This window comes from Bradyrhizobium sp. dw_411 (assembly GCF_018449695.1).
GTDB lineage: Bacteria > Pseudomonadota > Alphaproteobacteria > Rhizobiales > Xanthobacteraceae > Bradyrhizobium.
Map to the genome: position 1 here is coordinate 404,141 of NZ_JAAVUY010000002.1, position 13,928 is coordinate 418,068.

Consider the following 13,928-nt stretch of genomic DNA (forward strand, 5'->3'; position numbering starts at 1 on the left):
CACCTGATCCTCTTCAGGTAAGTAAATGGCGCCGCGATGAACTCGCGGCGCCATTTTCGTTTCGGACGTCTTCTCATTGCGCGATCATCGGATGACCATAATCGTGCGGTGCTTTTGCGTAGCCTTTGGGGCGGCTTTCGCAGCTCAGGGGTTATTGACCGATCGCCTGATCGCGGGAAAAATTGAACGATCCTGGAAGGAGCCATGTATGAGAGCCATCTACGCCGCAGCGATGATCGCGATACTGGTCGCGCCCGCATACGGCCAAGGACCTGCCCCCGGACCGCCGCCCGCACCACCGAAATCCAGGCAGGAACTCGAGGCGGAACGCACGGCCGACCAACGTTACAAAGATTCGCTGAAGAACATTCCTGACAAGCCTGCAGCCGACCCGTGGGGCGTCGCGCGGAGCGCGGATACGCCTAAGGTCACCGCGAAAACCCATCCAGCAAAGCCACCGACGAAAACCGGCAATACGACGAACTAAAATCGGGATGGAGCAGCCGGATCGCGTCTGGGGCAGGCTTTAGCTGGAAACGCCTTATTTCTCCCAGACGCCGGCGTGCAGCGCCTCGGCTTCGTCTTCAAGCATTGGTCCAACCACTTCGGTGGCGCGTTGGCCGCTTGCCAAAACCTGACGGCAGGGCAGATCGAGGGTTGGGTTTTCCGGATGGTTGCCGGTGACGGCGCGCAGCCGATGTTCGCTCAGGCCGTACACCAGGCGGCCAATTCCAGCCCAATAGATCGCGCCCGCGCACATCGCGCAGGGTTCGGCGGACGAATAGAGCGTGGCCTTGCCGAGTACCGCCGGACTGAGGGTCGTGCAGGCCTGCGTGGCGAGCAGGCGCTCGGCATGGGCAGTCCCGTCATGCGACGGCATGTAGCCGTTCTCGGCTTCAAGCAGGACGTTGTTGTTCTCATCGACAAGGATCGCGCCGAATGGATGATTGCCGTGGGTGATGGCGCGGCGGGCGACATCGAACGATCGGCGCAGAAAAAGCTCGTCGAGTTCAGATGTGCTGGGATTTGGAATGCCGCCCATGATCGTTCCTGCCGCTTCGCGCATCATGCAGAGGGCCGCCGGGGCAGGCAAGCCACACGGCGTTTTCAAGCGGGGTGGATTGCGGCCAGCGTCAAGAAAAAGCGTCTCATTTTCAAGCGCCGAAGCATAGGCCGGGATCAGTGACCCGCCATGTGCCGTCCGATTTCGGTCAGATCGGCTTCGCTGGCGCGGGCTTCATAGACCAGTTGACCGTGGAACATCACCAGCAGGCGATCCGACAGTTCGAGCAGCTCATCGAGGTCCTCGCTGACCAGCAGCACCGCGGCGCCGCGGTTACGCGCGGCCATGATCTCGGCGTGAATTTGCGCGACCGCGGCGAAATCCAGTCCGAAGCAGGGATTGGCGGCGATCAGGACTTCGACTTCGCCGCCGAGTTCGCGCGCCAACACGGCGCGCTGGACGTTGCCGCCCGACAGCGCCGAGATCGGCGTATCCGGCGTGCGGGTCTTGATCTTGTAGAGCCCGATCTTCTTTTCGGCATCGGTACGAAACGCCGCGCGATTGAGCCACCATCCGCCGCTCGCGAACGGCTCGCGGTCGAATTCGCGGAACGCGATATTGTCGGCGACGCTCATGCCGCCGACGCAGGCGTTTTTCAGCGGCTCTTCCGGCAGCAGCGACATCTTGTGCCGGCGCATTTCCTCGCGGCTGGCGTGGTAGACGTCGCCGATGACGCGGATTTCGCCGCTCTCGGCTTCGCGCTGGCCGGCGAGCACCTCGACAAGCTGGCGCTGGCCATTGCCGGAAACGCCGGCAATGCCGACGATCTCGCCGCCGCGCACCGCCAGCGATACGTCGTGAACGGCAATCGCACCGGCATCGTCAAGCGCGTTGATTTTGCTGAGTGCGAGCCTGACGTCACCGACTTCGCCGACCCGCGCCGGCTGCAGCGTCAATTCTTCCGCGCCGATCATCATCCGTGCCATGCTGTCGGGCGTGAGATCGGCGACGTTGCCATGTCCCGCCAGCTTGCCACGGCGCAGGATCGTCACTTCGTCGGCGAACGCCATCACTTCGCGGAATTTGTGAGTAATCATCAGGATCGTCAGGCCGTCATTGACGACCATGGCGCGCAGCATGCCCAGCACTTCGTCGGCTTCGCCCGGCGTGAGCACCGATGTCGGCTCGTCCAGGATCAGAAAGCGGCGCTTCAAATAGAGCTGCTTGAGGATTTCGCACTTCTGCCGCTCGCCGGCGGAAATATCGGAGACCCTGGAATTGAGCGGCACTTTGAATGGCATGCGCGCCAGGAACGCCTCGAGTTCCTGCTTTTCCTTGGCCCAGTTCACAACCGCAGGCACGTCGTCGCGCGCCAGCACGAGATTTTCGGCGACCGTCATTGCGGGCACCAGCGTGAAGTGCTGGTACACCATGCCGAGGCCGAGCGCGTGCGCGTCCTTTGGGTTGGCGATCGCCTGTTCGCGGCCACCGACCAGCACGTCGCCCTCGGTCGGGTGATAATAACCCATGATGCATTTGACGAGTGTGCTCTTGCCGGCGCCGTTTTCGCCCAGCAGCGCGTGGAAGGATCCGGGCCGCACTTTCAGTTCGACATTGTCCAGGGCGACGAATTCGCCAAAGCGCATGGTCATCGCGATGGCATCGACGCCGAGCGCGCCGCTCGGGAGCGGGATTTCGCCGATGATCATGACAGAGCTCCGATCAGCGCGGTGGACGTCGCCACCGCGCCGAACACGCCGCCCTGCATCTTGATCATCTTGAGCGCGTGGTCGTGATTGCTCTTGTCGGTGGCCGCACAGCAATCCTCGATCAGCACGCATTCGAAGCCGCGGTCGTTGGCCTCGCGCATCGTGGTGTGAACGCAGACGTCGGTGGTGATGCCGGTCAGAACGATGTTCTCGATGCCGCGCAGCCGCAACATCAGTTCGAGGTCGGTGGCACAGAACGATCCCTTGCCGGGCTTGTCGATGATGGGTTCGCCCGGCAGCGGCGCCAGATCCGGGATGATTTCCCAGCCGGCTTCGCCCCGGACCAGCACGCGCCCGCACGGGCCGGGGTCGCCGATCCCGGCGCCGATCTGCCGCGACCGCCAGCGCTTGTTGGCGGGCAGATCGGTCAGGTCGGGGCGATGTCCTTCGCGGGTATGGATGATGTGGAAACCCTGGGCGCGCATCACGCCGAGCAGCTTTTTGATAGGCTCGATCGGCGCGCGGGTCAGCGACAGGTCGTAGCCCATCTTGTCGACATAGCCGCCGACACCGCAGAAGTCGGTCTGCATGTCGATGATGATGAGCGCGGTGTTTTCCGGACGCAGGTCGCCATTGTAGGGCCACGCATAGGGCTCGGACTTCAGATAGCGCTCGGCCATGTCACGGTCTCGTCTGTCAGTGAAGGGTCATTTGGTGATCGAAAGTTCAGCTGGCGCGCCGGTCAGAGTACGCTTCGGCGAGCAGGTAATGATCATGATCGCCAGCGTCAGAATGTAAGGCGCGGCGTTGAACAGATGATATCCCGAGGTTACGCCGACCGATTGCAGCGCCGGTCCGAGGGCCGCGGCGCCGCCAAAGGCGAGCGAGGCCCACATGCATAGCAGGGGGTCCCATCGTGCAAAGATGACCAGCGCCACCGCCGTAATGCCCTGGCCGCTGGAGAGGCCTTCATTCCAGCTACCGGGATAGAACAGCGACAGGAACGAGCCACCGATTCCGGCAAGGAAGCCGCCGACCATCGTCGCGCGCAGGCGGATCGAGAGCACCGAATATCCCATCGCCCGCGCCGCGTCGGCACTTTCGCCGGCGGTGCGGATCAGCAGGCCCCAGCGGGTCGTCTTGAAGGCCCAATACAGAATTGGCGCCAGCGCAATGCCGATCAGGAACAGCACGTTGATCCGCAGCGCGGCGCGAACCTGCGCAATGTCGCTCCACCATCCGAAATCGATCGCGGGCAACCGTGCCGCGGTCGGTTCGATCAGCGGCTTTCCGAGATAAAAGGCCAGCCCGGTCCCGAACAGCATCAGCGCGATGCCGACGGCGATGTCGTTGACTCTTGGTAGCGAGCAGATTCCGGCGTGGAGCGCGCCGAGCAGCGCGCCGGTGACACCGGCGGCGAGCACGCCAAGCCAGGGCGAACCGGTGAGATAGGAAATGCCATAGGCGCTCATTGCGCCCATCACCAGCGTGCCTTCAAGGCCGAGGTTGATACGGCCGGAGCGTTCGGTGATGCATTCGCCGAGGCTGACGAACAGGAATGGCGTCGAGACGCGGATTGCGCCGCCAAGCACCGCCAACGGGACCGTCCAGAGACCTATCGTGCCGTCCGCCATCTCAGGATTTCCCTTTCAGGAAGCCAATACGTCCATACAGCGCATCGCTCGCGAGAACGAAAACGAAGATAATGCCTTGCAGCACCTGAACCGAAGCATCGGGCAGGCCAAGCCGGCGCTGCAACAGCCCGCCGCTGGCGCTGATGCCGCCGAGCAGGATCGCCACCGGAATAACGGCCAATGGATTCTGCCGCGCCAGGAACGCGACCAGAATGCCGGTGAAGCCGTAGCCGGCCGCGAGGTTGGCGTTGGTGCGGCCCTGCACCGCGGCGACTTCGACCATGCCGGCAAGGCCTGCCGATGCGCCGGCCAGAAAACAGACGGTCATGATCAGTTTGCCGACGCCGAGGCCGACGATCTTGGCCGCGCGGATATTGCCGCCGGCGACCCGCGCCGCAAAGCCGAACACGGTGTGATAGATCAGGATGTAGGACGCGACCGCGGCGATGATCCCGAACACCAGTCCCCAATGCACGTCGGTGCCGGGGATCGAGCCCAGCATATTGGCGGCGCCGATCTCGCGGGTCGATGGCTTGTTGAGGCTGGTCGGATCGCGCATCAGGCCCTCGACCAGATGGTTGAGGATCGCCAGCGCGATATAGACCAGCAGCAGGCTTGAAATCGTTTCATTGACGCCGCGGTACTGGCGAAGCCCGCCCGACAGCATGATCCAGAGTCCACCGGCAACCATGCCGGCAGCGGCCATCGCCAGTTGCACGGCCAGCGGCGGCGCCCATTGCATGGTCAGCGCGATGCTGGTCGATGCCAGCGCGCCGATCAGCAGCGCGCCTTCGCCGCCGATGATGACCATGCCGAGCTGTGCGGGCAGGGCGGTGCAGAGTGCTGTCAGGATCAACGGCGCCGCGCGGGTCAGCGTGTTCTGCCAGGAGAACCAGGTACCGAATGCACCCTGGTACATGTAGAAATAAAGATCGAGCGGGTTCTTGCCGAATAAAGCGACAAAAACCCCGAACACCCCGAGCGCGCCGACAAGCGCCGCGCCCGGAATGAGAATGTATTCGATGGTCCCGCCGTGCCGCTGCAAGAAACCGGGGTCTGCAGCCGGAGAAATGGCAACGGCTTCGGCGGGATCAGCAACTTCTGATGTCACGAAGTGGCTCCGATGACGCCTTCCACCAGATAATCCATCTTCTCGAGCTCAGGATCCTTCTGGCCACGATCGGTGCCGGCCGTGATCACGGTCTTGCCCTTGTTGTCCATGATCGGACCCTTGAAGATGGTGTAGGTGCCGGCGATGAGCTTGGCCTTCATCTCGTCGGCGTGCTTGCGTGCTTCCGCCGAGACCGCCTCGCCATACGGCGATTGCTTCACGATCTCTTCCTTGAAGCCGCCGCGATAGAAGTTCGGGATGGCTTCGCCGGCGGCGATCATCTTGATGAACTTCGGATACAGCGCTTCCCAGTTCCACTCCGCACCGGTGAGATAGGCCTTCGGCGCGAGCGCCGACTGATTGACGTGATAGCCGCACACCATCGCGCCGCGGCGCGCGGCGTTCTCGACCATGGTCTTGGGACCGTCGACGTGACAGGTCAGAACGTCAACGCCCTGATCGATCAGGCTGTTGGTGGCTTCGGCTTCCTTGACAGGCATGGACCAGTCACCGGTAAAGATCACTTGTGTCGTAGCTTTGGGATTTGCAAGTTTTGCGCCAAGCGTGAACGCGTTGATGTTGCGCAGAACCTGCGGGATCGGCTTGGCCGCGACGAAGCCGAGCTTGCTGGTCTTCGATGTGTGGCCGGCGACGATCCCCGAAATGAATTGCGCCTCGTCGATGTAGCCGAAATAGCTGCCGGCGTTCTTCGGATCCTTGTCGGTCCACAGGCCGCCGCAATGCTCGAAGCGAAGCTTCGGAAACTTGTTCGCCATCTTGATCATATGCGGATTGTAGTAACCGAACGAGGTCGGAAACAGCAGCGACGCGCCGTCGAGGTTGATCATCGACTCCATCGTCTTTTCGACGGCGTCGGTTTCCGGAACCTTTTCTTCCTCGACCACCTTGAGGCCGGGCATTTTCTTCAATACGGCCGCACCCGCAGCGTGCGCCTGATTGTAGCCATAGTCATCGCGCGAGCCGACATAGATGAAACCGATCGTGGTGTCGGCCGCGAAAGCCGAACGCCCGCCGAGCGCGGTGCCGAGCGTCAGCGCGGCGCCGCCTTGCAAAAGATGCCGTCGTGAAATCCTGCCAAAATCCATTGGTTGCTCCCTTTGGCGGATGGACCGCCGCTAATACGCGGCTTCGCCAACCCGGCGGAGCCCAACAGACCTTTCGCAAGCTTCGTGCCAGAGCCGCTTTGGTGGGCATTGTCTTGTAAAATATTGATATTATTTAGTATTTTATACTACTGAGCTCCCGTATAAAACTTGTGCAGCTCAGTGAAGATTAAAATATAGGCTACTTTTTTGGATTGTATGCAAGGGAGTTAAGCAGGCATTAAGCCGGATCGGGCCCCGCCGTTGCGATCCCGGCCGACACCTCAGCTCATTTGCCGACTGGTCAACCGGGCTGAGACTGCTACCAGTCGGGGAATAATGGCCCCCGTCGGATTCGCCGGTCCGCTGGCACCGTATTTGTATCGATCGGCCGAACAGCGCGCGGATCGGCTGCATCACTGGAAGATCATGAGTGAGATGACTGCGGACACTGCCGGGTTCAAGCATTCATCGCTCGGCGATGAGATCGTCGAGCGGATCAATCAGCTCGGAAAAATCTCCGAAACGCCGGAGCATCTGGCGCGCGTTTTCCTGACCTCAGAACATCGTGCGGCGGCCGATCTGATCCTGAGCTGGATGCGCGATGCCGGTATGCAGGCGCATCTCGATGCGATCGGCAATGTCTGCGGCCGTTACGAGGGCGAGCGTCCGGGCCTGCCATGCCTGATGCTGGGTTCGCATTACGATACCGTCCGCGACGCCGGCAAATGGGATGGGCCGCTCGGGGTGCTGACCGCGATCGCTTGTGTCGCCGATCTGCACAAGAGAGGCCGGCGATTGCCGTTCGCGATCGAAGTGACCGGCTTTGCCGACGAAGAAGGCGTCCGTTTCGCCTCGACGCTGCTGGGCAGCCGGGCCATCGCCGGGACATTCAATGAGCGTGTGCTGACTTCAAAGGACGCCGAGGGCATTTCGATGCGCGAGGCGCTCACGCAATTTGGGCTCGATCCCGATCACATCGGCGCGGCGGCGCGGGCGCCCAGCGAATTGCTGGCCTATGTCGAACTGCACATCGAGCAGGGGCCGGTGCTGGAAGCCGAAAACCTGCCGGTCGGCGTCGTCACAGCGATTGCCGGCGCGACGCGGCTGGCGGCGAACATCACCGGGATGGCCGGCCATGCCGGCACGGTGCCGATGCTGCTGCGCCGCGATGCGCTGACGGGCGCTGCGGAATGCATCACCACGATCGAGGAATTGTGCCGCACGGACGACGGCGGGTTGGTCGGGACGGTTGGATACATCCACGCCATGCCCGGCGCGACCAATGTGATCCCGGGGCAGGTCGCCTTCACCATCGACCTTCGCGCGCCGACCGATGTGCATCGCAAGCGCGCAGTGACCGATATCGTCCGCAATATCGATGCGGTCGCCAAACGCCGCAATCTGGTGCTGAAGGTCGACGTCACCCATGAAAACCGCACCGTGCCATGCGCGCCGTGGCTCAAGGCGCAAGTCGCGGACGCCGTCGCGGCCGAAGGCTATCGGGTGTTCGAATTGCCGAGCGGCGCCGGCCATGACGGCATGGCGATGATCGACATCGCCGACGTCGCAATGCTGTTCGTGCGCTGCCGCGGCGGCATCAGCCACCATCCGGACGAGCATGTCGAAGTGGCGGATGTCGAGACCGGCGCGCGCGTCCTGTTGCGGCTGATCGAAAACTTTCGGCCTGCCGCGAAACCCGCCAAGGTGTGAAAAGGACGCGCCGTGAAGCGTGGCCTTGATCCCTAACCCGCGGTGACGTCGACCACGACATCGCCGTCGAGAACGTGCCTGGCTTTTTCGCGATCCAGATCGCCTTCCCAGGCGGCCACCACGACGGTGGCCACGCAATTGCCGATCAGGTTGCCCAGCGCGCGCGCCATGCCGATGAACCAGTCGACCGACAGCACCAGCACGAGTCCGATCGCCGGAATGCTCGGGACCGCGTTGAGCGTGGCTGCGAGGATCACGATGGCCGAACCGGGAACGCCATGCGCGCCCTTGGAGGTGATGAGCGACACCCCGAGCACCAGCATGAGATCGCCGAACGACAGCGGCGTGTTGGTCGCCTGTGCGATGAACACCACCGCCAGCGTGAGGTAGATCGAGAACGCATCGAGGTTGAAGGAATAGCCGGTGGGAATCACGAGCCCGACCACCGAATCCTTGACGCCCATCCGCGTGAGTTTGCGCATGATCTGCGGCAGCACCGCATCCGACGACGCGGTCGCCAGAACGATCGTCAATTCCTCGCGCATGTAAGAGAGGAATTTGAGGATATTCAATCCGGCCAGCGCCATCACGCCGCCGAGCACGCCGAGCACGAAGATCGCCAGCGACACATAAAACAGCGCCACCAGCGAGACCAGTTGCTTGAGCGAGCCGACGCCGTATTGCCCGACCGTATAGGCGACCGCGCCGAGCACGCCGAGCGGCGCCAGCCGCACGATCAGCCCCATCACCCGGAACAACACGGTCGAGACCGCATCGATCAGCGAGGAAATCTTCTCGCCCTTTTCGCCGCCGACCAGCGCGAGACCGACGCCGAACAGGATCGCGAAGAACAGCACCTGCAGCACGTCATTGCGCGACAGCGCGTCAAAGGAAGTCGTCGGGATGATGTTCAAAAGGAAGCTGCCGATGCCGCCACCCTTCAGCTTGTGAGCGTTGTCGGCGTAGGTGTTGAGAGCCTTGGCATCGAGTGTGGAAGGATCGATGTTCATGCCGTGGCCGGGCCCGAACAGATAGGCCAGCAGTAGTCCGACAATCAGCGCGACCGTGGTCATGGTCTCGAAATAGATCAGCGCCTTGACGCCGACGCGGCCGACTTTCTTGAGATCGCCGGCGCCCGCGATGCCATGCACCACCACGCAGAATACGATGGGCGCCACGATCATCGAGATCAGTTTCAGGAACGCGTCGCTGAATACTTTCAGGCTGATGGCGAAATCGGGAACCGCCATGCCAAGCACGATTCCCAATAGCAGCGCGGCAAGAACTTGAACAAACAGAGACGTATAGATTGGCTTTCGCGCGACCGGCGCCGTGGCAGTGATTGTCGTCATCAAAAGCTCCCCCGTAAATTTAAGACGTCTTAAGCGGCAAACGCTGAGCGACAAGCAACAAACGTTCCACCGGATATGCCAGCGTCCAGCAAAGCCGATTTTCCGGGATGGCAAAAGGCCGATTTGGGGGCGGGGAGGAGGCGACCGCTTTCGATCAGGAATCCCGATCGGGTGCTCCAGCCATGGCGGCCTCGAATTCCGCCAGCGTCGGGGTCAACATCTCGAAGCGGTCGCGGATGGTCGAGCAGGTATTGCCGCCGAGACGCGCGATGGCGTCCAGTTTGGCGGGATCTATGTGCATCCGCTCGGTGTCGATAATGTCATCGTGGTAATGCGCGAAGACGATTTCGCCCAGAATGATCTGGCGCGACTTGCCGAGTTCCAGTGTGACGTGGCGGCGGCATTCAAAGGACGCTGGCGCTTCCTTGATCCAGGGCGACGCGACCGCCGAGCCCGGCATCGCCGTTAAGCCGGCCGCCTGCAATTCGTCGCGCCCGGCCGCGAACGGCACACTGCAGACATGCATCGCTTCGGCGATCGCGTGCGACACGATATTCACGGTGAACACTTCGGTCAGGCGAATATTGAGCGCGGTGTCCTTGAAAGACATGTCAGGATGGTTTTCCACCCCCAGCGCCAGGATCGGCGGATCCGCGGACAGGCAGTTGAAAAAACTGAAAGGGGCCGCGTTGATGCGTCCTTGCGGATCGACCGTGGTCACCAGTGCAATCGGCCGCGGCACCACAGTGCCGATCATCAGCTTGTAACGGTCACGCGCCGACAGCGTCCGGAAGTCGAACGTGACATCTTCTGGGGGAACGATAGCGTCCATCATGGGCTTTCGATTATTTTCGGTCACTTGCTCTCGATGGACGGCGCACCGGCATGGGCCTGCAGGAAGCGTTCCTCCCACCACGAGAACAGGAGGTCGCGCAACGCGGCCGCGTCATCGTCGCCGTAAATGTCGGTTCGCTTGACGGCCTTGAACATCGCGAGTTCCTCCGGCGTCAGCGCGATCGGCAATTCCGTGACGACGATCGGCGTGTTCGGAAACTCCGGCTTGTAAGCAGGGTCGCGGCGCAGCGGCCGGTCGCTTTTGATCGCGGGATTCTTGAAGTCCTTTGGCGTGCGCTGGCTTGCGAGCGTGGGCGTCCTGGGTACGCTGGCCAGATCGGCGTCGGTCGCCGCGAACACCGTGAGCTTGAGCGGCTTCAACGCAAAATTGCTGGTCTTCATCACATCGGCACCGCACACATTGGGCACCGCCAGCACATCCATCAATGCCAGCAGGTCGACATAGTCGCCTTTCCTGGTGGTCTGTCGCGTCATGAAGGCGTGGCCGTCCTCGTCGACGCCGGTGCACATGAACAGGTTGAAGGAGTCGTGCACGTCATCCGGCGTCAGGCCATATTCGCGCTGCGCCTCGGCCTGGATGTCGTGGCAATTGGTATGCACGGCGAAGCCGTAGGCGGCTTCATAGACATAGGCGCTGCAGCGCGGAAACAGCACGTCGTTACGCCCGACGGTGTCTTCGAGAATATAGAGCATCGCCCGCTCGCGCGGCGGCGCCGACCACATGAAGGTGCCGGTGGTCGGATGAAAGCCGTGTACCGTGCGGGTGCGGCCGCAATGCATGAACTCTTTATAATCATGCAGGTTGAAACAGTTGAAATCGGCGCATTGGCCGCCCTCGACCTGCTCGATGCGCAGGATCTGCCCCTTCAGGAGCTCGATCGCCTTGCCGGTGCCGGGCTCCATGACGAATTCGGAAATGACCTGCCGGGAAGTCATCGCGCGCCTCCCTTGGCGGCATCGCCCTTGTGCGCGGCGGCGTATTCGCGCAGCGCCAGCCGCACCAGCGCGATGCGGTCGGCGGCCACGCCTTGCGCGATCGTGCGGTCCATCAGTTCCAATTGCTGCTGGTTCAATCGCAGTTTGACGATCGTATCGGTCATGAAGCTTCCTCTCAGCGTCAACCAGGCTCGCCAAATCCTGTATACAGGATTTACAATACGTTCCCGGTTTTAACGCCCTCGAACTCGTGTTGGAGCACGGGCCGGCATCCGCCAGGCGAACGCCGATGCCCCAAGGGATCTCAATATCTCCCGTTTTAAAGGCTATTCGAAGCGCAAAGTTTGGGCGGGCTGCTGCCAATTATTCGAGCGCATCGAACAAAATTGCCGCATCTTGTGTACTCAATGCTGAATTATCGTATGCGAGATTTCCGCCGAGTTTTGCGGATCCGGCCTCGCAACGAGATTTGGGATGAGCAAGAAATCCAGCCGCGTCGATTTTGCCTGTCAGGCCTTGCGCCAGGCGATCATCGAACAGGCGCTGCCGCCGGGCACCAAGCTGCCGGAGGATGAACTCGGCGCGCGGTTCGGAATGAGCCGCACGCTGGTGCGGGCGGCGCTCGCGCAATTGCAATCCGAGGGACTGGTCGATGCGCCGCCGCGGCGCACCGCGACCACGGCAAAGCCGACGCTGGAAGAAGCCAAGGAAGTATTCGAGGTTCGCCGCACGCTGGAGCGTGAAGTGGTCCGGCTGGTGATCGCGCGCTGGCGGCCGGAATTCGGCGCCGAACTCGAAGGCCACGTCCGTGAGGAAGAAGTCGCGCGCAAGGCCGGCGAGGCGCGGGTGTCGATCCGGCTGGCCGGCGAATTCCATATCAAGCTCGGGGAAATGTCGGGCAACCGCCTGTTGCGGCGCTATCTCGGCGAAGTGGTGTCGCGCTGTTCGCTGATCCTCGCCCTCTATGGCCGGCCCCATTCGGCCGACTGCGCCGTCAACGAACATCGTGAGATCGTGACGGCGTTGCGCGGTCGCAATGCCGAGGCGGCGATTGCCGTGATGGATCATCATCTCGGCTCCGTCGAGCACCGCGCGCTGCTGGATCAGGGTCGCGATGCGCAATTTGACCTGGGCGCCGTGCTGTCGCGCTACGTCCAGACTTCGGAAACCGGCAATCCGCCAAAGGTCGCGCGGTTGTCGAGACGAAAAGTGAAGGCGGCCAAATAACCCGCAGCAACATCTTTCCCGCCGCGCCCGCGAGGCCCGGCTATCAAAGGAGTTTGTCCATGACCAAGCTTTCGCTCTCTCGCCGTACCTTTCTCGGTGGCGCCGCCGCCAGCCCCTTCGTGCTTTCGGGTCTTGTCGATCCGGCACGCGCCGCCGGCATTACCGTCGGCATCGTCTATGTCGGTTCGCGCGCCGATTACGGCTGGAACCAGGCCCATGCGGTCGGCGCCAAGGCCTTGAAGGAAATTCCCGACGTCAAGGTGGTCGAGGAAGAGAATGTGCCGGAGACGGTCGCGGTACAGAAGACGATGGAGTCGATGATCAATATCGACGGCGCGTCGCTGCTGTTCCCGACTTCGTTCGGCTACTTCAACCCCTTCATGGTCGATGCCGCGCGGAAATACCCCAAGGTCGAATTCCGCCACCCGACGTCGCTGTGGCAGCCCAATAAAGATCCGATGAATGCCGGCGGTTATTTCTGCTATCTCGACCAGGGCCATTACGTAAACGGCATTGCCGCGGGCCTGTCGACCAAATCCAACAAGATCGGCTACATCGCCGCGAAGCCGATTTCGCTGGTGCTGCGCAACGTCAATTCGTTCATGCTGGGCGCGCGCAAGGTCAATCCCAATGTCTCGGTCCAGTTGATCGTCACCGGCGACTGGTCGCTGCCGGTGCGTGAGGCCGAGGCCGCCAACGCGCTGGTCGACGCCGGTTGCGACATCATTGCCTGCCACATCGATAGCCCCAAGGTGGTGATCGAGACCGCCGAGAAGCGTGGCGTCAAGAGCTGTGGCCACAATGCCGACCAGGCCAATCTCGCGCCGAAGGGGTTCATCACCGGCGCCGAATTGAAGTGGGGCACGATCTATAAGAGCTTCGCCGGCATGATCGCCAAGGGCGAGAAGCTGCCCAATATGGTGATCGGCGGCTACGACAAGGACATGGTGGCAAGCACGGCGTTCGGTCCCGGCGCCAGCGAAGCCGGCAAGAATGCCGCGATGGCCGCGATCGCCGAACTGAAGGCCGGCAAGCCGATCTTTACCGGCACGGTGAAGACCAACACCGGCAAGGTCGTTACCAGCAAGGACACCGGACTTTACGATCCGTCGCTCGAATCCACCGATTATCTCGTCGAAGGAATTGTCGGTACCGTTTGATTCAACGGAATTTTTGGCGGCAGCAATACGCTGCCGCCATCGTTCCGGCGTCATGCCAAACGTGTTGCATGGTCGTGGAATTTCGCGAGGCCGCGGTGCCGCGTGGATGAAGTTTTGCGGCGTGC

The 13,928-nt window shown here is 62.1% G+C and carries 14 protein-coding genes; 4 read left to right on the plus strand and 10 right to left on the minus strand.

The window, feature by feature from the left end:
• Positions 1 to 208: 208 nt before the first annotated feature.
• The gene (locus tag HB676_RS04455; RefSeq protein ID WP_213736455.1) at positions 209 to 487 is read left to right on the plus strand and encodes a hypothetical protein; all 279 of its coding nucleotides are present in this window, start codon (positions 209 to 211) and stop codon (positions 485 to 487) included.
• 54 nt (positions 488 to 541) lie between these two features.
• Here the strand turns inward: HB676_RS04455 and HB676_RS04460 are convergent, their stop codons facing one another.
• The 6 genes from HB676_RS04460 to HB676_RS04485 form a co-directional block, all read right to left on the minus strand.
• Positions 542 to 1,066, minus strand: a complete 525-nt coding sequence (locus HB676_RS04460; RefSeq protein WP_249780074.1) for a nucleoside deaminase — start codon at positions 1,064 to 1,066, stop codon at positions 542 to 544.
• A 113-nt stretch (positions 1,067 to 1,179) separates the two neighbouring features.
• A complete protein-coding gene (locus HB676_RS04465; RefSeq protein WP_213736456.1) occupies positions 1,180 to 2,712 on the minus strand; it encodes an ABC transporter ATP-binding protein in 1,533 nt (510 codons plus the stop codon).
• Positions 2,709 to 3,392, minus strand: coding sequence for an isochorismatase family cysteine hydrolase (locus HB676_RS04470; protein ID WP_213736457.1), 684 nt, complete (start codon positions 3,390 to 3,392; stop codon positions 2,709 to 2,711). Before HB676_RS04470 ends, HB676_RS04465 begins: the two co-directional genes overlap by 4 nt.
• 27 nt (positions 3,393 to 3,419) lie before the next feature.
• Complete coding sequence (locus HB676_RS04475) at positions 3,420 to 4,346, minus strand: ABC transporter permease (RefSeq protein ID WP_213736458.1); 927 nt, start codon at positions 4,344 to 4,346, stop codon at positions 3,420 to 3,422.
• A gap of 1 nt (position 4,347) precedes the next feature.
• Positions 4,348 to 5,457: an ABC transporter permease gene (locus HB676_RS04480; RefSeq protein ID WP_213736459.1), complete on the minus strand. Its 1,110-nt coding sequence runs from the start codon at positions 5,455 to 5,457 to the stop codon at positions 4,348 to 4,350.
• Positions 5,454 to 6,563 carry a BMP family ABC transporter substrate-binding protein gene (locus HB676_RS04485; RefSeq protein WP_213736460.1) on the minus strand — a complete coding sequence of 370 codons (1,110 nt, stop codon included), beginning with the start codon at positions 6,561 to 6,563 and terminating at the stop codon, positions 5,454 to 5,456. The genes HB676_RS04480 and HB676_RS04485 overlap by 4 nt, the downstream gene beginning before the upstream one ends.
• Positions 6,564 to 6,998: 435 nt before the next feature.
• On the opposite strand from HB676_RS04485, the gene HB676_RS04490 reads away from it, so the two are divergent.
• Positions 6,999 to 8,273 carry an allantoate amidohydrolase gene (locus HB676_RS04490; RefSeq protein WP_213736611.1) on the plus strand — a complete coding sequence of 425 codons (1,275 nt, stop codon included), beginning with the start codon at positions 6,999 to 7,001 and terminating at the stop codon, positions 8,271 to 8,273.
• 32 nt (positions 8,274 to 8,305) lie between these two features.
• Here HB676_RS04490 and HB676_RS04495 read toward each other — a convergent pair whose 3' ends face one another.
• The 4 genes from HB676_RS04495 to HB676_RS04510 all read right to left on the minus strand — a co-directional run bounded on the left by HB676_RS04495 (position 8,306) and on the right by HB676_RS04510 (position 11,580).
• The gene (locus HB676_RS04495) at positions 8,306 to 9,625 is read right to left on the minus strand and encodes a dicarboxylate/amino acid:cation symporter (RefSeq protein WP_213736461.1); all 1,320 of its coding nucleotides are present in this window, start codon (positions 9,623 to 9,625) and stop codon (positions 8,306 to 8,308) included.
• Positions 9,626 to 9,779: 154 nt separating this feature from the next.
• Positions 9,780 to 10,457, minus strand: a complete 678-nt coding sequence (locus HB676_RS04500; protein WP_213736612.1) for a flavin reductase family protein — start codon at positions 10,455 to 10,457, stop codon at positions 9,780 to 9,782.
• A gap of 23 nt (positions 10,458 to 10,480) precedes the next feature.
• A complete protein-coding gene (locus HB676_RS04505) occupies positions 10,481 to 11,416 on the minus strand; it encodes an urea carboxylase-associated family protein (protein WP_213736462.1) in 936 nt (311 codons plus the stop codon).
• Positions 11,413 to 11,580, minus strand: coding sequence for a hypothetical protein (locus HB676_RS04510; RefSeq protein ID WP_213736463.1), 168 nt, complete (start codon positions 11,578 to 11,580; stop codon positions 11,413 to 11,415). Before HB676_RS04510 ends, HB676_RS04505 begins: the two co-directional genes overlap by 4 nt.
• A gap of 310 nt (positions 11,581 to 11,890) precedes the next feature.
• On the opposite strand from HB676_RS04510, the gene HB676_RS04515 reads away from it, so the two are divergent.
• Both HB676_RS04515 and HB676_RS04520 read left to right on the plus strand, forming a co-directional pair.
• Positions 11,891 to 12,643 carry a GntR family transcriptional regulator gene (locus tag HB676_RS04515; RefSeq protein WP_213736464.1) on the plus strand — a complete coding sequence of 251 codons (753 nt, stop codon included), beginning with the start codon at positions 11,891 to 11,893 and terminating at the stop codon, positions 12,641 to 12,643.
• Positions 12,644 to 12,702: 59 nt separating this feature from the next.
• The gene (locus tag HB676_RS04520; RefSeq protein ID WP_213736465.1) at positions 12,703 to 13,803 is read left to right on the plus strand and encodes a BMP family ABC transporter substrate-binding protein; all 1,101 of its coding nucleotides are present in this window, start codon (positions 12,703 to 12,705) and stop codon (positions 13,801 to 13,803) included.
• Positions 13,804 to 13,928: the final 125 nt, after the last annotated feature.

Excerpts from the sequence above, each read along its gene's own strand:
- HB676_RS04455 (WP_213736455.1), top strand. The coding sequence starts at position 209 with ATGAGAGCCATCTACGCCGCAGCGATGATCGCGATACTGGTCGCGCCC.
- HB676_RS04460 (WP_249780074.1), bottom strand. The coding sequence starts at position 1,066 with ATGCGCGAAGCGGCAGGAACGATCATGGGCGGCATTCCAAATCCCAGC.
- HB676_RS04465 (WP_213736456.1), bottom strand. The coding sequence starts at position 2,712 with ATGATCATCGGCGAAATCCCGCTCCCGAGCGGCGCGCTCGGCGTCGAT.
- HB676_RS04470 (WP_213736457.1), bottom strand. The coding sequence starts at position 3,392 with ATGGCCGAGCGCTATCTGAAGTCCGAGCCCTATGCGTGGCCCTACAAT.
- HB676_RS04475 (WP_213736458.1), bottom strand. The coding sequence starts at position 4,346 with ATGGCGGACGGCACGATAGGTCTCTGGACGGTCCCGTTGGCGGTGCTT.
- HB676_RS04485 (WP_213736460.1), bottom strand. The coding sequence starts at position 6,563 with ATGGATTTTGGCAGGATTTCACGACGGCATCTTTTGCAAGGCGGCGCC.
- HB676_RS04490 (WP_213736611.1), top strand. The coding sequence starts at position 6,999 with ATGACTGCGGACACTGCCGGGTTCAAGCATTCATCGCTCGGCGATGAG.
- HB676_RS04495 (WP_213736461.1), bottom strand. The coding sequence starts at position 9,625 with ATGACGACAATCACTGCCACGGCGCCGGTCGCGCGAAAGCCAATCTAT.
- HB676_RS04500 (WP_213736612.1), bottom strand. The coding sequence starts at position 10,457 with ATGGACGCTATCGTTCCCCCAGAAGATGTCACGTTCGACTTCCGGACG.
- HB676_RS04505 (WP_213736462.1), bottom strand. The coding sequence starts at position 11,416 with ATGACTTCCCGGCAGGTCATTTCCGAATTCGTCATGGAGCCCGGCACC.
- HB676_RS04510 (WP_213736463.1), bottom strand. The coding sequence starts at position 11,580 with ATGACCGATACGATCGTCAAACTGCGATTGAACCAGCAGCAATTGGAA.
- HB676_RS04515 (WP_213736464.1), top strand. The coding sequence starts at position 11,891 with ATGAGCAAGAAATCCAGCCGCGTCGATTTTGCCTGTCAGGCCTTGCGC.
- HB676_RS04520 (WP_213736465.1), top strand. The coding sequence starts at position 12,703 with ATGACCAAGCTTTCGCTCTCTCGCCGTACCTTTCTCGGTGGCGCCGCC.